Annotated in this window: 15 protein-coding genes and 4 pseudogenes; 12 read left to right on the forward strand and 7 right to left on the reverse strand. The window is 70.1% G+C overall.

Annotated features, from left to right (window positions below; genetic code table 11):
• Positions 1-179: 179 nt before the first annotated feature.
• The 3 genes from H5J30_RS03630 to H5J30_RS03640 are packed head-to-tail and all read left to right on the forward strand — an operon-like array spanning position 180 to position 2,112.
• The gene (locus tag H5J30_RS03630) at positions 180-863 is read left to right on the forward strand and encodes a response regulator (RefSeq protein WP_181785689.1); all 684 of its coding nucleotides are present in this window, start codon (positions 180-182) and stop codon (positions 861-863) included.
• 32 nt (positions 864-895) lie between these two features.
• Positions 896-1,300, forward strand: coding sequence for an OB-fold nucleic acid binding domain-containing protein (locus tag H5J30_RS03635; protein ID WP_027740650.1), 405 nt, complete (start codon positions 896-898; stop codon positions 1,298-1,300).
• Complete coding sequence (locus H5J30_RS03640; RefSeq protein WP_181785690.1) at positions 1,297-2,112, forward strand: DUF3159 domain-containing protein; 816 nt, start codon at positions 1,297-1,299, stop codon at positions 2,110-2,112. Before H5J30_RS03635 ends, H5J30_RS03640 begins: the two co-directional genes overlap by 4 nt.
• 247 nt (positions 2,113-2,359) lie before the next feature.
• Here H5J30_RS03640 and H5J30_RS03645 read toward each other — a convergent pair whose 3' ends face one another.
• Positions 2,360-3,028: a potassium channel family protein gene (locus H5J30_RS03645; protein ID WP_181785691.1), complete on the reverse strand. Its 669-nt coding sequence runs from the start codon at positions 3,026-3,028 to the stop codon at positions 2,360-2,362.
• Between the two features lie 43 nt (positions 3,029-3,071).
• Positions 3,072-3,743 (reverse strand): potassium channel family protein, encoded by a 672-nt coding sequence (locus tag H5J30_RS03650; protein WP_181785692.1) that lies wholly within the window; start codon positions 3,741-3,743, stop codon positions 3,072-3,074.
• A 190-nt stretch (positions 3,744-3,933) separates the two neighbouring features.
• Between H5J30_RS03650 and H5J30_RS03655 the strand changes: the two genes are divergently transcribed.
• Positions 3,934-5,292: a class I SAM-dependent RNA methyltransferase gene (locus tag H5J30_RS03655; RefSeq protein ID WP_181785693.1), complete on the forward strand. Its 1,359-nt coding sequence runs from the start codon at positions 3,934-3,936 to the stop codon at positions 5,290-5,292.
• Between the two features lie 524 nt (positions 5,293-5,816).
• Positions 5,817-8,477: a right-handed parallel beta-helix repeat-containing protein gene (locus H5J30_RS03660; protein ID WP_220188492.1), complete on the forward strand. Its 2,661-nt coding sequence runs from the start codon at positions 5,817-5,819 to the stop codon at positions 8,475-8,477.
• 258 nt (positions 8,478-8,735) lie between these two features.
• Here H5J30_RS03660 and H5J30_RS03665 read toward each other — a convergent pair whose 3' ends face one another.
• On the reverse strand, positions 8,736-10,031 hold the full coding sequence (locus tag H5J30_RS03665; RefSeq protein WP_258563072.1) for a BNR-4 repeat-containing protein: 1,296 nt from the start codon (positions 10,029-10,031) through the stop codon (positions 8,736-8,738).
• 339 nt (positions 10,032-10,370) lie between these two features.
• Between H5J30_RS03665 and H5J30_RS03670 the strand changes: the two genes are divergently transcribed.
• Entirely contained in the window at positions 10,371-10,781 is a 411-nt protein-coding gene (locus tag H5J30_RS03670) for a VOC family protein (protein ID WP_181785694.1), read from the forward strand.
• A 93-nt stretch (positions 10,782-10,874) separates the two neighbouring features.
• Here the strand turns inward: H5J30_RS03670 and H5J30_RS03675 are convergent, their stop codons facing one another.
• Together H5J30_RS03675 and H5J30_RS37645 are read right to left on the reverse strand one after the other, a co-directional pair.
• Positions 10,875-11,159, reverse strand: a complete 285-nt coding sequence (locus H5J30_RS03675; RefSeq protein WP_374100941.1) for a DinB family protein — start codon at positions 11,157-11,159, stop codon at positions 10,875-10,877.
• A pseudogene (locus H5J30_RS37645) lies at positions 11,090-11,485 on the reverse strand (transposase family protein); the annotation flags it as partial. The pseudogene H5J30_RS37645 and the gene H5J30_RS03675, both read right to left, overlap by 70 nt.
• Positions 11,486-11,765: 280 nt before the next feature.
• Between H5J30_RS37645 and H5J30_RS03685 the strand changes: the two are divergent.
• Both H5J30_RS03685 and H5J30_RS03690 read left to right on the forward strand, forming a co-directional pair.
• Positions 11,766-12,515: a transposase family protein gene (locus tag H5J30_RS03685; RefSeq protein ID WP_181785695.1), complete on the forward strand. Its 750-nt coding sequence runs from the start codon at positions 11,766-11,768 to the stop codon at positions 12,513-12,515.
• 153 nt (positions 12,516-12,668) lie between these two features.
• Positions 12,669-12,779 (forward strand): annotated as a pseudogene (locus tag H5J30_RS03690) (IS5/IS1182 family transposase); the annotation flags it as partial.
• 192 nt (positions 12,780-12,971) lie between these two features.
• Here H5J30_RS03690 and H5J30_RS03695 read toward each other — a convergent pair.
• Complete coding sequence (locus H5J30_RS03695) at positions 12,972-13,883, reverse strand: LysR family transcriptional regulator (protein WP_181785696.1); 912 nt, start codon at positions 13,881-13,883, stop codon at positions 12,972-12,974.
• A gap of 281 nt (positions 13,884-14,164) precedes the next feature.
• Here H5J30_RS03695 and H5J30_RS03700 point away from each other — a divergent pair, with 281 nt between their 5' ends.
• The 3 genes and pseudogenes from H5J30_RS03700 to H5J30_RS37650 form a co-directional block, all read left to right on the forward strand.
• Complete coding sequence (locus tag H5J30_RS03700) at positions 14,165-14,785, forward strand: NADPH-dependent F420 reductase (RefSeq protein ID WP_181785697.1); 621 nt, start codon at positions 14,165-14,167, stop codon at positions 14,783-14,785.
• A 49-nt stretch (positions 14,786-14,834) separates the two neighbouring features.
• Positions 14,835-15,773 carry an SDR family oxidoreductase gene (locus H5J30_RS03705; RefSeq protein WP_181785698.1) on the forward strand — a complete coding sequence of 313 codons (939 nt, stop codon included), beginning with the start codon at positions 14,835-14,837 and terminating at the stop codon, positions 15,771-15,773.
• Positions 15,754-15,897 (forward strand): annotated as a pseudogene (locus tag H5J30_RS37650) (NAD(P)-binding domain-containing protein); the annotation flags it as partial. The gene H5J30_RS03705 and the pseudogene H5J30_RS37650, both read left to right, overlap by 20 nt.
• Here the strand turns inward: H5J30_RS37650 and H5J30_RS03710 are convergent.
• Positions 15,859-16,102 (reverse strand): annotated as a pseudogene (locus tag H5J30_RS03710) (IS110 family transposase); the annotation flags it as partial. The pseudogenes H5J30_RS37650 and H5J30_RS03710 sit on opposite strands and share 39 nt — an antisense overlap.
• A gap of 776 nt (positions 16,103-16,878) precedes the next feature.
• Between H5J30_RS03710 and H5J30_RS03715 the strand changes: the two are divergent.
• Entirely contained in the window at positions 16,879-19,116 is a 2,238-nt protein-coding gene (locus H5J30_RS03715; RefSeq protein ID WP_181785699.1) for a rhamnogalacturonan lyase family protein, read from the forward strand.
• The last annotated feature ends 377 nt before the right edge of the window (positions 19,117-19,493 follow it).

The raw sequence follows: 19,493 nt of genomic DNA on the forward strand, positions 1-19,493 counted from the left end.
GGCCCGTCCGCGCCCGCCGAGCTGCCGGCCCAGGCGACGACGTGACACCCGCCGGCCCGTACGCGGCCGACCTGCCCCCGGCGGCGCCGACGCGCTCCGCGTCCCCGTATCCGTCCCCGTATCCGTCTCCGCCCGCGTCTCCGTATCCGTATCCTCCGAATGGACGAAAGGCAGCCGCCATGCACCGGGTGCTCGTGGTCGACGACGAGCCGCAGATCGTGCGCGCGCTCGTCATCAACCTCAAGGCGCGCAAGTACGAGGTCGACGCCGCCCACGACGGCGCCACCGCGCTCAAGCTCGCCGCCGACCGCCACCCCGACGTGATCGTCCTGGACCTCGGCCTGCCCGACATGGACGGCGTCGACGTCATCCGCGGCATCCGCGGCTGGACCCGGGTGCCGATCCTGGTGCTCTCCGCCCGGCACAGCTCCGACGAGAAGGTCCAGGCCCTCGACGCGGGCGCCGACGACTACGTGACCAAGCCCTTCGGCATGGACGAGCTGCTGGCCAGGCTGCGCGCCGCCGTCCGCAGGGCCGAGCCCGCGGCGCCCGAAGGGGACCAGGCCGTCGTCACCACGGACGCCTTCACCGTCGACCTCGCGGCCAAGAAGGTCAACCGCGACGGGGCCGACGTACGCCTCACGCCCACCGAGTGGCACCTGCTCGAAGTGCTGGTACGCAACGCCGGCCGGCTGGTCAGCCAGAAGCAGCTCCTCAAGGAGGTCTGGGGGCCCTCGTACGGCACGGAGACCAACTACCTGCGCGTCTACATGGCCCAGCTCCGCCGCAAGCTGGAGGCAGACCCCGCCCACCCGCGCCACTTCGTCACCGAGCCGGGCATGGGCTACCGCTTCGAGCAGTGAAACGGACCGCCCCGGGCGGGTACCCTGCGGGCATGGACCCCGCCCGCAGCGATGACCGCCCCGCCGGCCCGTTCCGCCGGCTGCTGGGCCGGATCACCGGCGCCGCGGAGCCGCCGGCGGAGGACACCCTGCCGCCCGACGCGGACACCGCCGACGTCACCCCCATCCGGCAGTGCCACGACCGCGCGGTCGTCACCGTCACCGGCAGTCTCCGCACCGTCACGCTCCAGCCGCGCGCCGGCGTCCCCGCGCTGCAGGCGGAGCTCTTCGACGGCACGGACTCGCTCGACCTCGTCTGGCTCGGCCGCCGCGCCATCACCGGCATCGAGCCCGGCCGCAGCCTGACCGCCTCCGGCCGGATCGCCATGAGCCGCGGCCGGCGGGTGCTCTTCAACCCCAAGTACGAACTGCGACCCCTCGGACAGGAGCAGCGGTGACGTCATTCGAGAAGCCGGCCGACGACCCCGCCGGCGGCACCGGCACGACCGGCGGCCCCTCCGGGACCGCGCCCGTGCCCGGTGACGACGCGGGCCGGCCCGGCTCCGACGTACCGCAGGGCGACTCGCACGCCGTCACCCAGGCCGCCATGGCCGAGGCGTTCGGCGGCATCCGCGGCATGGTGGAGACGACGGTCCCCGGGCTCGTCTTCGTGCTCGTCTACACCATCGGCTCGGACATCAAGCCCTCCGCGATCGCCGCACTCGGCGTCTCGCTGCTGCTCGGCCTCACCCGGCTGGTCACCGGCGGCACCTTCAAACACGCCTTCAGCGGCGTCTTCGGCGTGGCCATCGGCGTCGCCTTCGCGACCATGACCGGCAACGCCAAGGACTTCTACCTCCCCGGCCTGCTCTACGGCCTCGGCCTGGCGCTGGCGTACATCCTCACCACCCTCGCGGGGGTGCCGCTGATCGGACTGATCCTCGGCCCGCTGTTCCGCGAGAACCTCTCCTGGCGCACCCGCAACCCCGGCCGCAAGAAGGCGTACTCCAAGGCGAGCTGGGCCTGGGGCCTGATCTTCCTGGCGAAGTCCGCGATCCTCTTCCCGCTGTACTTCTGGGCGGACCCCAAGGAGTTCGGCTGGGTGATCGTGGCGCTGAAGATCCCGCCGCTGCTGCTGGCGGTCACGCTCACGTACATCTTCCTCAAGCAGGCGCCGCCGCCGATCGACGTGATCGCGGAGATGGAGGCGGAGGAGAAGGCGGAAGAGGAGCGCGAGAAGGCGCGGAAGGCGACGGCGGAGCGCGACTAGGGTCTGTCGTTTGGATCTTCGCCGGGCTCGCTGGGGGCACCGCCCACGTGCGAAGCGCTGTGGGGGAGGCTGGCACCGCTCCCCCACAGCGCGCAGAGCGCGCGTGGGCGGTACCCCCAGCGGCGTTGTCGTCGGTCAACGACGCTCCGCGTCGCCTCCCTCCTCCGCCTTGCGATGCACGGCACCAGCCGCCGCTCCCTGATCCGGCAAGATCCAAACGACAGACCCTAGCCCGCCGCCCGCCGGGTCAGCCTTCGCGGCGTACGGAAAGCAGCTCCTCCAACTGCTCCTCGCGGGCCTGCGCGGCGACGAAGAGCAACTCGTCGCCCGCCTCCAGGGTGTCGTCGGGCTTCGGCGTGAGGACCGTGCTGCCGCGGATGATCGTCACCAGCGTGGTGTCCGCCGGCCAGTCGACGTCGCCGACGGCGGTGCCGATGAGCGCCGACTCCTCCGGCAGGGTCAGCTCGACGAGGTTCGCGTCGCCGTGGCTGAAGCGCAGCAGCCGGACCAGGTCGCCGACGCTGACGGCCTCCTCCACCAGGGCGGACATCAGCCGCGGCGTGGAGACGGCGACGTCCACGCCCCACGCCTCGTTGAAGAGCCACTCGTTGCGCGGGTTGTTGACCCGGGCGACCACGCGCGGCACGCCGTACTCGGTCTTGGCGAGCAGCGACACGACGAGGTTCACCTTGTCGTCGCCGGTGGCCGCGATGACCACGTGGCAGCGCTGCAGCGCCGCCTCGTCCAGCGAGGCGATCTCGCAGGCGTCGGCGAGCAGCCACTCCGCCCGCGGCACGCGCTCGACGGCGATGGCGGTGGGGGTCTTGTCGATGAGCAGCACCTCGTGCCCGTTGTCCAGCAGCTCGCCCGCGATGGAGCGGCCCACCGCGCCGGCACCTGCGATCGCCACTCTCACCGTGCTGCTCCGTCCGCTTCGCCGCCGCGCGCGTGTGCGTCGCTCACCGTCGGTCCTCCGTGTCCGGGCCCTTCGCGCAGGCCGCCTCGACCTGCTCCACCTCGTCGGTACGCATGATCACATGCACCAGGTCGCCGTCCTGCAGCACCGTCTTGGCGGTGGGCAGCACGGCCTCGCCCTGCCGGGTGAGGAACGCGACCCGTACGCCCGTCTCCTCCTGCAACTCGGCCACCCGGTGGCCGATCCAGGCCGCGGAGGTGTGCACCTCGGCCAGCTCCACCCGGCCGCTCGGATCCCGCCACAGCGGCTCGGCGCCCGAGGGGAGCAGCCGGCGCAGCATCTGGTCGGCGGTCCAGCGGACGGTGGCGACGGTGGGGATGCCGAGGCGCTGGTAGACCTCGGCCCGGCGGGGGTCGTAGATCCGGGCGGCGACGTTCTCGACGCCGAACATCTCGCGGGCGACGCGGGCGGCGATGATGTTCGAGTTGTCGCCGGAGCTGACCGCGGCGAAGGCCCCGGCCTCCTCGATGCCGGCGTCCTTGAGGGTGTCCTGGTCGAAGCCGATGCCGGTGATGCGGCGGCCGCCGAAGCCGGGGCCGAGGCGGCGGAAGGCGGTGGGGTCGCGGTCGATCACCGACACCGTGTGCCCCTGCTGCTCCAGCGTGCGCGCCAGGGTGGAGCCCACCCGGCCGCACCCCATGATCACGATGTGCACGCGGCGTCCCTCCGCCTCGGCTGGCCTTTTCCGTTCAAGCTACACACCCCCTGGGCCAGGGGGCACCCCGGGTGGCGCCGGTCGGCCCGTGGGGCGGAGGGGAGCGCCCGTACCGTACGCCCTCCGCGGGCGGCCTAGACTGACGCGCGGCCGCAGCGCCGTACCCATCCCCTTCCCAGGAGTCCGCCCCGTGCCCGAAGAACAGCAGGCGCCCGCCACGTCCCCGAGCGCCGTGGGGGAGGAGTACGAGGTCGAGGTCGGCCCGGTGGCGCACGGGGGACACTGCGTCGCCCGTACGGCGGAGGGCCAGGTGCTCTTCGTACGCCACACGCTGCCCGGCGAACGGGTCGTCGCACGCATCACCGAGGGGCACGCCGGCGCACGCTTCCTGCGCGCGGACGCGGTACGGGTGCTGGAGCCCGCGAAGGACCGCATCGAGGCCCCGTGCCCCTACGCCGGCCCCGGCAAGTGCGGCGGCTGCGACTTCCAGCACGTCGCCCCGGGCGCGCAGCGGCGCCTGAAGGCCGACGTACTCGCCGAGCAGCTGAGCCGGCTCGCGGGGCTCACCGCAGAGGACGCGGGGTGGGACGGCACGGTGGAGCCGGTGCCGGGCGACAAGGTGCCGAAGGGCGAGGTGCCGGCGTGGCGCACCCGGGTGCAGTACGCCATCGGCGCCGACGACCGGGCGGGCCTGCGCAAGCACCGCTCGCACGAGGTCCAGCCCGTCGACCGCTGCCTGATCGCCGCCGCGGAGGTCGAGGAGTTGGGCGTGGAGGCCCGGGAGTGGCCGCAGTTGGCCACGGTGGAGGCCATCGCCGCCACCGGCTCAGGCGACCGCCAGGTCGTCCTCACCCCCCGCCCCGGCGGCCGGCTCCCCCTGGTCGAACTGGACCGCCCCGTCTCCGTACTCCGCACCGAGGAAACCCGCACCCCCGGCGCCCCCGCCGCGGTCCACCGCGTCCACGGCCGCGACTTCGTCCGCGAACGCGCCGCCGGCCGCACCTGGCGCGTCGGCGCGGGCGGCTTCTGGCAGGTCCACCCGCGGGGCGCCGACCTCCTCGTGGAAACGGTCATGACGGGCCTGATGCCGAAGAAGGGCGACATGGCCCTCGACCTCTACTGCGGCGTCGGCCTCTTCGCCGGCGCCCTCGCCGAACGCGTCGGCCCCAAGGGCGCGGTCGTCGGCATCGAATCCGGCAAACGCGCCGCCACCGATGCCCGCCACAACCTCGCCGATCTCGACCGCGTCCGCATCGAACAGGGCAAGGTGGACCGCGTCCTGCCCCGCACGGGCATCACCGAAGCAGACCTCGTCGTCCTGGACCCACCCCGCACGGGCGCCGGCCGCCAGGTAGTCACCCAGATCACCGCCCTCCACCCCCGCCGCATCGCGTACGTCGCCTGCGACCCGGCAGCCCTGGCCCGAGACCTCGCGTACTTCAGCGCCGCGGGCTACACCCTGAAGTGGCTGCGCGCCTTCGACCTCTTCCCGATGACCCACCACATGGAGTGCGTGGCAGTGCTGGTGAGGGCCGAAAAGGCAGCCTGACCTGGGGTTTTCGTGATGCGCATGATGTGCGTTGTGTGCGGTATGGGCGATATCTTGACGCTGAAATGAAGCTCGCCCAGGTATCTTGACGCTCGTTGATCTTGCTTCACATGCCCCGTTGAGCTGGGTAGACAGCGTTCCTGACGGCCAGTGGACTCGCCATGCACCTGGCTGCGGAGCCTGAGGGTGACCCGTTCGGCGAGCGCGGTGCGGTGTGGAGGACGGTGCCGGCGGGTCCGTGGGGGCGAGGGGCCCTTACGTTCCGGGTGGCCGCGATCCGCACCGTCATGCTCGGCGCGGCCTGGTAAAGGTGCAGGTCCACTTTCGTCCGCGACGTCTTCTCAGCGGCCAACACATTCCGTTCGCCCAGATCGCCAATGGTCATATTTGGGAACAAATTCAACGGAAATCGCTTTCGCCAGAGGTGGTCGGCGGCAGGTCGGCAACTCGGCGGCCTTCAGGAACAACTACGGCACGGAGGGGGAGACGGCACTCGCCGTTCGAAGACGAAGAGGGAGACGAGGATGAGACGACCAGGCAGGCTGAGACTCCACGCGGCCCTGGCCGCGATGGCCCTCACGGCCGCGACCGGCTCGGTTCTGTCGATGACCGGGGCATCGGCAGCGACCGGCAGCGCCAGCGGCTACGCGACGCAGAACGGCGGTACCACCGGCGGCGCCGGCGGGCAGACGGTGCGGGCCACCACGGGAACCGAGATCAACGAGACCCTGTGCAATCGGGCGGGTACCGGCACCCCGGTGATCATCGAGGTGGAAGGGACCATCAACCACGGCAACACCAGCGACGTGTCGGGCGACAGCTGCGACGTCACCGACGACGTGATCGACCTCAAGGAGATCAGCAACGTCACGATCGTCGGGGTCGGGAGCGGAGCGGTCTTCGACCAACTCGGCATTCACATCCGTGAATCCAGCAACATCATCATCCAGAACGTGACCGTCCGGAACGTCAAGAAGTCGGGCTCGCCCACCTCCAACGGCGGCGACGCTATCGGCATGGAGAGCAATGTCCGCAACGTCTGGGCCGACCACCTCACCCTGGAGGCGTCGGGCGGGGAGTCGGAGGGCTTCGACGGCCTGTTCGACATGAAGGACAACACCCAGTACGTGACGCTGTCCTACAGCATCCTGCGCAACTCCGAGCGCGGCGGCCTCATCGGGTCCAGTGAAAGCGACCGGTCGAACAGCTTCGTCACGTTCCACCACAACCTGTACTCGAATATCAACTCCCGCACGCCCCTGCTGCGCGGCGGCGTGGCCCACATGTTCGATAACCACTACGTGGGCCTTGCCGAGTCCGGCATCAACGCCCGGGCCGGGGCTCGCGCCAAGGTCGAGAACAATTACTTCGAGGACTCCAAGGACGTCCTGGGCACCTTCTACACGGACGAGCGCGGCTCCTGGGAGGTCGGCGGCAACATCTACGACAACGTGACCTGGTCGAGCGAGGGCGACGAGAACTACCCGGCCGGCCCGGATCCACAGTCCACCACCACGGTCAGCATCCCGTACTCGTACAGCCCCGACGACGCAGGTTGTGTGCCGGGCATCGTGAACGAGACGGCAGGCGCCAACAAGAGCCTGAAGGTGTCGGACGGGAACTGCACACCGCAGAACCCGGACCCGACCGACCCGCCGGACCCGACCGACCCGCCGGGCGACGGCGAGGCAGTGCGGTTCGAGGCCGAGTCCTCCGCGGCCACGTGCGACGGCACGATCGACTCCGACAACGCCGGTTACTCGGGCACCGGGTTCTGCAACACTGCCAACTCCTCCGGCACGGCGGCGGGGTTCACCATCGAGGCGGCCGGGGCCGGCTCCGCGACCCTGGAAGTCGGTTTCGCCAACGGAGGCTCATCGGCCCGCGGCGCGGACCTGGTCGTCAACGGCTCGACGGTCCAGTCGGTCTCGTTCGAGACCACCGGTTCCTGGGCCACCTGGTCCGCCAAGTCCCTGACGGCGCAGTTGGGGGCGGGCACCAACACCGTCAGGCTGGTTGCCACCGGCTCGGAGGGCCTGCCGAACATCGACTACCTGGAATCCTCGACCGGCACCCCGCCGGATGACGGCGGTGACCCGCCGACCGCGGACGCGCTGTACGTGGCGCCGGGCGGCAATGACGGCGCCTCCGGGAGCGAGTCGGATCCGACGACGCTCACCGCGGCGATCAGCCGGATCGAACCTGGCGGGACGATCTACATCCGCGGGGGTACCTACAACCACGCTCAGACGGTCCACATCGAGCCGGGCAACGACGGCGCCTCGGGCAACCGCACCGAACTGTTCGCCTACCCGGGCGAGACCCCGGTGCTGAACTTCTCGGCCCAGAGCGAGAACTCGTCCAACCGCGGGCTGGCTATCGGCGGCGACTGGTGGCACCTGCAGGGCCTCGTCGTCGAACACGCCGGTGACAACGGGATCCTCCTGGGCGGGCACAACAACATCATCGAGCGGGTGGTGACGCGGTACAACCACGACACCGGTCTGCAACTGTCGCGCTACACCGCCGGTGCGCCGTCCTCGGAGTGGCCGTCGAACAACCTCGTCATCAGCTCGGAGTCGCACGACAACGCCGACTCCGACGGCGAGGACGCCGACGGATTCGCTCCGAAGCTCACTACGGGCCCGGGGAACGTCTTCCGGCACTGCGTCGCGCACAACAATATCGACGACGGCTGGGACATGTTCACCAAGGACGACACCGGCCCGATCGGAGCGGTCACCATCGAGGACTCGCTCGCGTACGGGAACGGGACGCTCTCGGACGGCACGCAGAACTCCAGCGGCGACCGCAACGGGTTCAAGCTCGGCGGCGAGGACATCGCGGTCGACCACACCGTGGTGCGGACCATCGCCTTCGACAACGGCAAGCACGGGTTCACCTACAACAGGAACCCCGGATCCATGACGATCGAGAACAATCTGAGCATCGGCAACGCTGAGCGCAACTACAACTTCGACGCCGGTGACTCGGCGTTCCGGAACAACACCTCCTGCGACAGCGGATCGAACGACCGGATCGTCGGCGACGACGCCGGCGGAAATCAGTGGTGGTCCGGCTCCAACGGCTCCGGGTGCGCCCAGTACTCCGGATCCCTGGACTGGGAATTCGCCTCCGACGGCAGCCTGGTGGTCACCATAGGAGGCACGCCGGTGGACCTGTGACCGACCCAGCAGACGGTGCAGGCATGGGCACCTGGCCGGCCCGTCCGGACCGACCGGGCGGGTCGGCTACCGTACGGAGCGACGACGGGACCGGTACGCCGGCGACGGGCTGCGCCGCGGTCTCGGCGATCCAGCCGGTGACGACCGGGTGGCGCGGCTCTGTCTCGCGAGCCCCGCGCCCGCCAGGGACGAGCCGCACGTCGAGGCGCGGGTCGCCATCCATCAGGGGCGACCACCATCGCCGTACGGTTGCCGGTCTCAGTGGTTGAGGCCGTAGAAGAGCCGCCCGCCCGCCGTGTCCACGAGGTACAGCACGTCCTGCCCGCTCGCGTTGCGGCGGACCGCCAGGCGGTCGACCGGCAGGCCGGGGGCGACGGTCGCGGAGGTCCATGCGCCGCCCGACTCGGTGGCGACGAACGCGCGGTCGGCGCCCGACTCGGTGACGTAGTAGACGCGCTTGCGCTCGTCGGCGTCCCAGGTGATGCCGAGCGCCGCGCGGGTTCCGGATTTGCCGTGCACTATCTGGCGGGCCCATGCAGTGCCTTTGGGGTAGGCGTAGCGGACCTGGAAGCTGCCCCCGTCTGTCGGCCGGTAGAGGTACGCGACCCTGGGCGCCGCGCCGTTGAGGGTGAGCTTCGCGCTCTGCACGGCCGGCCCGGTGTAGGTGTTGTCGCTGCTGTAGACCTCGTCGGCGCCAAGAGGCTGGAGCACGTCGGCGGTGGCGGAGGAGACGGGTGCGGCGACGGCGGCGCCCCGGGAGTCGGTGAACGCGCCGGTGGCCGGTGCGTACTTCAGGTACGACAGCTCGTGCCGGAACGCCGAGGACGGGAAGCGGCTCCACTGGAAGAGCAGGTGTACGTTCCCGGCGGTGTCGAACTGCAGGTCGTCCGGGTAGACGGCGCGGCCCGCTGCACCGGCGAAGATCGCGGCCCTGCTCCACCGCGACTGGGCGTCGTGCCACCGGTAGAGCCTGCCGGTGCGGCGGTCCGCCTCGTCGATCCGGGCGATCAGCCACACGTCGCCGTCGGGGGCGGTGGCCACCACAGGATACGTGACTCCGGCGCCCTGGTCGGGCAGGTCGGCGGAGTGGTCGACGGGGGCGGAGCCGGTGGCGTCCGAGCGGAAGTACCGCCAGGGGTTGTTGTGCATCGAGGCGAAGACGTGGAACCTGCCGCTGCCGTCCCGGGCGATCGACGGCTGGTTGTGACCGAGGTCGTCCGTGAACTCGGCCTGCGCGCCGCCCTGCATGACCGGGATGCGGGTCCATTGCCCCGCCGGGTCGCGGTGGGCGATGGCGACCTTGTGCGTACCCGCGGAGGAGCCCGGCTCGTCGAAGGCGAAGTACGTGTACTCGCCGGCGCCGCGGTAGGTGGCGACCGGTGTCCACCAGGCGGCTTGGTTGGAGGAGTCCATCGGATACGGCACCAGGACCGGGGCGGTGGGGGCTGCGGGGGCGGCCTGAACGCGAGCGGCTGGGCCGAGGAGCGCGGCGGCCGGGGCGAGCGCGGCGGTGGTCAGCAGGCGGCGTCGGCCTACGGTGAACGGGGCATCCATATTGTGGGAGGGTCACGCACAGAATGGGTGCCGTCAAGAGTTGGGGCGGGGAAGCACCCCTGACGCCGAGTGAGCGCTGCTTATCGACATGGTGTCCGGTATACCCGGGAGGCGAACGCCGAGGAGAGGGCCGTCTTCAAGGGCTGGGTCGACGCCGACGTCGGAGCCGTCGTCGAGCGCGGAGTCGCCGCGCCAGTTGAGCCGCCTGCCGATCCGCCCGTCGTCGGCGGCGGTGCAGCGGGGCGGTTCGGGTGTACGGCGCGTCGCGGCGATGAGTTTTGCCGGGGGCGCTGGTCGGTACCGGGTGGAGATCATCACCTGACGGGAGAGGTACCGGATATGAGCCCCGCAAGCATGAGGGTCGGCATGTACTCCTTCGATTGTGCGGACGCCGCGGCGCTGGCGGGGTTCTGGGCCGCCGTGCTGGAGCGGGAGGTCGACGAGGGCGCGACGGCCGCGTTCGCGACGATCGGCTTCGCCGACAACACCCTGACGTGGCTGTTCCACCAGCCGCCCGGGGAACTCCCCGCGGGCGGCAACCGCCTGGTGCTCGACTTCGACGGCGGCCGGGTTTGGGCCCAGCACGCCGACCGCGTCGAGGCCCTGGGTGCGGAGCGCGTCGGCGACAACGAGGAGACGGGCATCCGCTGGGTGGTCTTCCGTGACCCGGAGGGCAACACCTTCCGGATCTTCGCCCCCCGCCGGACGCATCCGGAACAGGACCCCGTGGCGGGAATCGAGCCCGCGTAAACGGTGGCAACAGGGTGTGCATAGAACCCGCCCGGATTGCCTCGGCGCGCGTCCGCGCCACGCTGCGGCGGGACCGCTCTCGATGGACGGGCGTCAGGGTCCGGGAGGTGTCCAGCCGGGGGCGCGGCCGCTGAGCCCCACCACCCGGTCCAGCAGTGGTGCGTCCGCGGGCACCGCGAAGGCCGGTGCGAACATCCCCTCCCGCGCGGGCCCGTCGGGCGTGGCCGCCGCCAGTTCGTACGAGACACGCAGCTCGTAACGTCGGCCGGTGGCGCGGGCGAGGTCCCAGCCGTGCAGGACCAGCTCGTTCAGGGCGACCCGGCTGGCGACCGCGCCCGATGGGGCGACGCCGCCGGGCTGGGCACCGGGTCGTGCCACGCCTCGGCGAGCTCGGGCAGCTGCCGGGCCAGCTCCTCGCGCCAACCGGGGCCGATGTCGGGGCGCGGTGCTCTGCTCGGCGGGTGTCGACGTGACGTGCCTGTTCGGACTGCATCTTTGGGCGGCGGATGGATGAGGACGCCGATGCCCGCGCCGATGTAGCCCTTGTCCGCCAGGGTCGGCAGGCTATCGGCCGCCGCCTTGTACCGCGCGGGCAGGGCGTGGATGCGGGCTGCAGTGATGTCGGGAGTGGAGCCGGGCTCGACGTCGGAGACCCACAGCGGGGTGCCGTCCGGCGCGGACAGGAACTGGACGTCGCCGCCAAACGACTTGTGCTTCCTGGCTGAACCACAGGTCGTTGCCGTTCTCGCGGATCCCGGCCACGCGGTCGCACGTGATGAGCGTCCCGTCCAGGATCACGTGCGTCATGCCTTCGCGTCGGCAGCGGTCCAGGACCTGGTGCAGGCGCGGGGCCTTCTCGGAGAGGACATTGGGCGTTTTCAGATCGGCCGCCGGTCGGGTGACAGGCCGGGTTGAGTGACGGACAGGGCCCCAGTGCTGTTGAGAGAGGTGTCGAAGTCTCATCTCGCCAGCTCAGGAGCCCTGTTGGTGCCCTATCGTGCCGTACTCGACCTTCCGCACGCACTCGTGGAGTGGGTGACGATGCTCATCGTCACCCGGGAGGGTGAGCGCCGCTGCAAACTCCGTCCGTCCGGACGTGCGCTGCTCGCTCTGGCGTACCTGCGCCGGCACGACACTCTCGCCCAACTCGCGGCCGGCTTCGAGGTGTCCGTCGGCACCGCCCACGCCTACGTCACCGCCGTCGTGGCGCACCTGGCGGACAAGGCGCCGGGCCTGCTGAAGGTGCTGCGCGAGACGGATCCCGACTTCGCCCTCGTGGACGGCACCCTCGCCGAGTGCGACCGGGTCGGCGACGGGCGGGGCGACTACTCCGCCAAACACCGGCGGCACGGGGTGAACGTGCAGGTCATCACGGACCCGAAGGGGCGGATCCTGTGGCTCTCGCCCGCCTTGCCCGGACGCGCCCACGACCTGTCCGCCGCCCGCAGCCATAAGATCATCCGCATCTGCGAACGCCAGGGCGTCCCACTCCTGGCCGACATGGCCTACATCGGCGCCGGCGACTGGGGCACCACCGCAAAACGCCGCCCGCCGAACGGCGAGCTGACACCCACCGAGCGGACGGTCAACCGCGCCCTGTCCGCCGCCCGCGCACCCGTCGAACGCGGAATCGCACGCCTGAAGTCCTGGCGAATCTTCCGACGAGCCCGCTGCAGCCCCACACGCCTCAGCACGATCACCGCCGCCATCCTCACCCTGGAGAGGCACCGCTGAAAACGCTCAGTGATCCCACTCGACACGCCATCGGCCGGGGGGCTTCGTTGGTTCCGTATCCTTCGTGCTCGACGTTCCGCATGAGCTGGTCGAGCACGTCTCCTGGCTCATCTACGCCCCGAAGGCGTGAACTTCGTTCGGTCTGGCGGAGGCATCGCACAACCGGACGGAACCCCGCTCTGGTTCTCGCGTGCGACACCGGGGCGCACGCACGACCTCACCGCAGCACGGGCCCACGGCGTCGTTCAGGCGTGCCTGCCTCGGGTCTCGCGGAAATGATCGACAATGCCTTTGACGACTTCAACGAGATCATGATCTTCGTAATCCTGGAAGCGACCGCGCGACGATGTCGATTCTCACTGTGCGCCAACATCGCCTCCGCCCCCGAGCGCAATACCTTCGCCATTACTGTGGCCGCGTGCCCGCTGTTGGCGCTGCCGCTCTCAGTCGGACTGCTCAACCGTGCTTTGAAACGGCATCGCCTGCAAGCTGCCACATTTCATAGTTTCCACATTCTACCGTGATCTCGGCCGTCGTCTGAGCCGCAGTGACGAAGTCATCGACCACCGGCGACGTGCGGGATGCCGCCACCGCGAGGCACACCTGGTCGGGCGCCAGATCCGGGATGGGCACATAGATGACGTCTGGATGCGAGTAGAACACGGTCGCCGAACGGGCCAGGAAGGAGATGCCCCGTCCGGCCGCGACATGCTCAAGTGTCTCGTCCACGCCGCGCACCAGGTACCCGGCGTTGGGGTGCGGGCGCCTGGTGGGCTGCGTGCTCGGGTCGGCGTGCCAGACCAGCGGTTCGCCGGCCAGTTCGGCCTCGGTGACCTCCTCCTTGCCTGCCAGCCGGTGGCCGGTGGGCAGGACGGCCACCCGCGGCTCGGTGTACAGCGGGGTGACGCGCAGGCCGGCCTCGTCGATGGGCAGCCGCACATAGCCGACGTCGACACGGCCGTCGAGCAGCATCGGGGCCTGGTCGTCCCATTCGATCCGCCGCACGTCCACGACCACGTCCGGGTGCCGGGCCTCGAACGCCCGCGCCGCCGGGATGACCGCGACGCCCGCCCGGAAGCCGACCACCAGCCGCTGGCTGCCACGGGCGGCCGCAGACACCCGGCGGCGGACCGCGTGCGCGGAGGCGAGCAGCGGACCGGCTTCGGCCAGCAGTTGTCGGCCCGCGTCGGTCAGCGCTACGCCGTGGCGATCCCTGGTGAACAGCGAGGCGCCGAGATCCTGCTCCAGCGCGCGGATCTGCCGGCTGAGCACCGGCTGCGCGATATGCAGCTCATCGGCAGCGCGGCCGAAGTGCAGCCGGTCGGCCACGGCAACGAAGTAACGCAGTTTGCGCAGATCCAGATCCATGGCGCCTCCCGGTCCGCTGATGCCTCCAAGGTATCACCGCGACTGAACGAAGTATTGGACACCCGCTCAGGCCAATGACAGCCTGAATAAGTACCGAATGAGGGCGAAGCGAATTCGGCACAAGAATTCGATGCCGGAACTTGACAGCAGGGCCCAGGCCCAGAATGAGCCAGGAATTGAACGCCGTCCATCGCGTCATTCGACGGCGTCGACGACACAACCTGTGACGACGATGCGGCGGGCATGGCGTTCCTACCCACCTCCAGAAAGCAGGCACACCAATGAGCAGCATCAGCATTATCGGCCTGGGGAACATGGCTGGCGCCCTGGCCGGCCGGGCGCTCGCCGGCGGCAACGCCGTCGAGATCATCGGCCGCGACCCGGCCAAGGCCAAGGAATTGGCCGCCGCACTCGGCGGCGCCACTGCCGGGACGGCCGGCGCCGTCCCGGCCGGGGACATCGTTGTCCTCGCCGTGCCGTACGCCAGCGCGGCGTCGGTGGTAAGCGAGTACGGGGACGCACTGCACGGCAAGGTCATCATCGACATCACCAACCCCGTCTCCCCCGATTCCCAGAGCCTTGTCACCCCCGACGGCAGTTCCGGCGCGCAGGAGATCGCCAAGGCCGCCCCCGCCGGCGCGCACGTCGTGAAGGCGTTCAACACCGTCTTCGGTCACATGCTGGCGCAGGGCAACCCGCTGGACGTGCTCATCGCCGGCGACGACGCCGACGCCAAGGCGACTGTGTCGGCCTTCATCATGAGCCTCGGGCTGCGGCCGATGGACACCGGCCCCCTGGCAATGGCGCGCTGGCTGGAGGGAACGGGCCTGGTGATGATCGGCCTGGGCCGCTATGGCGTGGGGAGCTTCGACTTCACCCTCGGCGTCAACACTTCTGCCTGAGCGCGCCACCACCACTTCTCGCGCCACATCAATCACAAGGACCCGTAGCATGCGCGTTTTCGTCACTGGCGGGACCGGCCATTCCGGTTCGTACCTCATCCCCGAACTCATCGCCGCCGGACACGAGGTCACGGGCCTGGCCCGGTCGGACACGGCCGCGGCGGCGGTGTCCGCGCTCGGCGCGAAGGTGCGTCGCGGCGACCTCAAGGATCTCGACGGGCTCAAGGAGGCGGCCGGAGACTCCGACGGCGTCATCCACGTGGCGCACAGGCAAGACCTGCTTCCCTCCGGCGGGATCGACGCCGTGGCCGCCGCGGAGCTCCCGATCATGCTCGCGTACGGCGAGGCACTCGCGGGAACCGGAAAGCCGCTGGTCGCAGCGGGAAGCATAGGCTCACCCGGGCAGCACCTAGGCCGGCGGGCCACCGAGGAGGACCCGGCCCTTCCCGGCGGCGATGAGCACAAGGGCACCCTGCGGGTCCGCAACGTCGTGGAAACCGCCGTAGTCGACCTCGCCGAGCGCGGAGTGCGGTCTTCGGTCGTGCGGATTGCCAACATCGCGCACAGCGCGACCGATCGTGCCGGCTTCCTCCCGATGCTGATCGCCCTCGCGAAGGAGAAGGGTTTCGTCGGCTACCCCGGAGACGGCGCGAACCTGTGGAACGCCGTGCACGCCCGCGATGTCGCTTCCTTGTTCCGCCTGGCGCTGGAGAAGGGGCCGGCCGGCAAATACTGGCACGCGGTCGGGGACGGGGCCATCCCGTTCCGCGTAATCGCGGAGGCCATCGCCAGCCGTCTGGGCCTGCCCGCCGTGAGCGTTCCCGCGGACGTACTGATGGTGCCGGGATACTTCGGGTTCCTCGCGAATATCGTCACGCAGAACTACCCGGCGTCCAACCTCATCACCCGCCGGACCCTCGGCTGGGAACCCGCTCAGCCCAGCCTGCTCGCCGATTTGGACAACGGCCATTACTTCTCCGCCCGCTGACGGCAGGGACATCGGCAGTAGCATCGCGCGGCTCGCCATTGAGGCCGGGCACCAGGTCGTGCTCAGCAACTCGTGCGGTCCTGAAACACTCGCGGACACGGCCGCGGAACTGGGGCCGCGGGCCGATGGAGGCGGGCTGGTCGACGATGACGAGTACGGTGCCGAACTTTGCCGTCAGCTTGTCGAAGACGGCCCCGCAGCGTCGGCTCGCTGTTGGGCAACTGATTGTCGAAGACCTTCCTGCCGGCCGGGGTCAGCCCGTGCCCGTGATGGGCGCTTTTGCCGACGTCCAAGCTGAGGGAGACGCCCACGTCGCCGATGTCGAACAACGTGCTCCCAGCTACCTCAATGCGGTGCCGGCCGGGGAGTTGGCGCCGTACGCGCGCATCCACGTTATGCAGGCCCGTGGCCCGCAAACGACCGGGCATTGCCCCAGGCCAGGCAGTGGTCAGACCTCTCATCAGCGTCTCCGAGGGCGCCTCTCGGGCCCGGTGACACCCCCGGGCCGGCGGCCCTCTTGCAGGACCACGAAGGAGCAGGGTTGTTTCCCGCGAAGTGGTGTAACCGGTCTGGGGCCACGACCCCGTAGCTGGCAGCACCGCCCGCGGGCTCGCCCGCCCGGGGAGCGCCTTTCCTGGCGTCCGGCGGCTTGCCCGCCGCGCTGGGCGGGGTGACGGCGTTCGGGCGCCGGACTGCCACACCGCGGATGCGCGTCGCCCTCCACCATGCTGTGGGACACGACCGCGTAGCGTGGTTGACACGTGTGTGACCTGACGGCAACCTGTACCTCGTAGGGGCCTGGAAAGTGCAGTGAAAGCCCGCACCAATGCGGAACCGGCTCCAACGCGTCTGATCGACGGCCAGGCCGTCGCCCCGCCGCTACCGGCGTCGGCCCGCACTCGCAAGGCCACGATCCATCCTGCAGACCGCACGCCCTTGCCACACCGGCTTACCCGGGGCGCGTCACGACGCTCGCAGGACCATCTGCGCAGACTGCACGCCCGTGCCGCATCGGCTTACTCGGGGCGCGTTGAGACCTGCCGGAGATAACGCGTACGAGCTGCGAGTCCCCCTGCTTCCGACCAGACGAGTTGGAGAACCGCCCATGCGCGCATCCCGATTGCGAGCCGTGCTGCTCTGTCTCGGCATCACGCTGGCGTCAGCCGGCGTCGGTGCCGTCACCTCCCCGACGGCGTCCGCGGCACCGACCCGCTACGAGGCCGAGACGGCACCCGCCACCTGCGACGGTGTCATCGAGTCCAACCACACCGGGTACTCCGGTAGCGGATTCTGCAACGCCGACAACGTGGTGAGTGCTGGAGCGCAGTTCACCGTCACCGCGTCCGAGGCCGGCACGGCCGTCATCGCCATCCGTTACGCCAACGGCGCCACCGCGGATCGCCCGGCCGACGTGTCCGTCAACGGCACGGTCGCGCACGCGGGCAGCGCCTTCGGTGCCACCGGGGCCTGGACAACCTGGGCCACTCACACGCTCACGGTGCCCGTCAACGCCGGCAGCAACACCATCCGGCTCACCCCCACCACCGCCGCGGGCCTGGCCAACGTGGACTACCTCGACTTCGAGCTCAACGGCGACGCACCGCCCGGCAAGCAGATGGAAGACCTCAACCGCGGCCTGACCAGCGTACGTTCCGGCTCGGGCAACCTGGTCTCGTGGCGGCTGCTGGGGACCGAGCCGTCATCGACCGGGTTCAACGTCTACCGCGGTTCGACGAAGGTGAACACGTCGCCGATCACCAACTCCACCAACCACCTCGACGCCGGAGCACCGGCGGACGCGTCATACACGGTCCGCGCGATCGTGGACGGCGTCGAGCAGCCGGCGTCCGAGCCGTCGCTGCGCTTCGCCGGCGGCAACTACCTGGACCTGCCGATCTCCCGGCCGGGGAGCAACTACACGGCCGGCGACGCGAGCGTCGGTGACGTCGATGGTGACGGACAGTACGAGATCTTCCTCAAGTGGGATCCCAACGACCAGAAGGACAACGCGCAGTCCGGTGTCACCAGCAACGTCTACATCGACGCCTACCGGCTCGACGGCCAGCGGCTGTGGCGCGTCGACCTGGGCCGCAACATCCGCGCCGGGGCGCACTACACGCAGTTCCAGGTCTACGACTACGACGGTGACGGGCGCGCGGAACTCGCGGTCAAGACCGGCGACGGCACCGTCTCCGGCACCGGGCAGGTGATCGGCAACGGCAGTGCCGACCACCGCAACTCCTCCGGCTACATCATCACCGGACCCGAGTACCTCACCATGTTCAACGGCCTCACCGGCGCCGCCATGGACACGGTCGACTTCCAGCCCGCACGCGGCAACATCAACGACTGGGGCGACAACTACGGCAACCGCGGCGACCGCTTCCTGGCCGGGACCGCGTACCTGGACGGGCAGCGCCCCAGCCTCATCATGGGCCGCGGCTACTACGCCAAGAGCGCGATCGCGGCCTGGGACTTCCGCGGCGGCCAGCTCACCATGCGCTGGAAGTTCGACTCCGGCAACGTCGGCAACCAGTGGACCGGCCGCGGCACGCACTCGCTGTCCATCGCCGACGTCGACGGCAACGGCACCGACGAAGTCGTCTACGGCGGCATGACCCTCAACGACAACGGCACCGGCCGGTACACCACCGGCTTCTACGCCCACGGCGACGCCCTGCACGTCGGAGACTTCGTGCCCGGCCGCACCGGCAAGGAGATCTGGCAGATCCACGAGCAGAGCTCCGGCGCCTCCGCGACACTGCGCGACGCCAACAACGGCTCGATCCTCATGCAGCGCAACAACACCTGCGGTTGCGAAGGTCCGGCCCGCGGGGTGGCGGGCGACATCTACGCCGGCAACGCGGGCGCCGAGTTCTGGGGCTCTGGCACCGGCCTGGGCAACCTCCTCAACGCCTCCGGCGGCAACGTCGGACGCAACCCCAGCAGTTACAACTTCCTCGCCTGGTGGGACGCCGACCCGGTGCGGGAACTTCTCGACGGCAACCACGTCGACAAGTACGGCACCGGCGGCGATACCCGCCTGCTTACCGCCTCCGGCGCACACTCCATCAACGGCACCAAGGCGACACCGTCGCTCTCCGGTGACCTGTTCGGCGACTGGCGCGAGGAGATCGTCCTCCCGCGTGACGACAACGCCGCGCTGCGCATCTACGCAACGCCCGTACAGACGGACCGGCGGATGTACACGCTGATGCACGACGCGCAGTACCGAGTCGCCGTCGCATGGCAGAACACCGCCTACAACCAGCCGCCACACCCGAGCTTCTTCCTCGGCAACGGCATGAGCACCCCGCCGCAACCCCGCATCGATGTCCGCTGACAATCACTCACCGGGTGCGGGCCGGGCACGATACGGCCCGCACCACGGGCGCCGGTGCTATGCACTTTGGTGCTGTGGGTGCCGCCGATGTTGGTGTGGCGGACCCGGCGGCCTCCGGCCCCGGGTATGTCCTCGGCCCCGGCCCGGGCGACGAACTCGTCGCTCACCGACCGGTCACAGATCCACCTCGTGATCTCGGCCGAGCCGCCACTGTCTGTGGCGCGTTGAACCGCCTTCCTTCCGTGCGGCCCATCCTTGATCGCATGGGAGGTGTCAGTTGAAGTGTTTGCAGTGCCGCCGGAGCCTCAAACGAGTCGCCGCATGATCCATACCGTGCTGACGGCGAAGACGCCCTCGATAAGGGTCTAACAGGTCTG

The organism is Streptomyces phytophilus, from assembly GCF_013870535.1.
Classification (GTDB): domain Bacteria; phylum Actinomycetota; class Actinomycetes; order Streptomycetales; family Streptomycetaceae; genus Streptomyces; species Streptomyces phytophilus.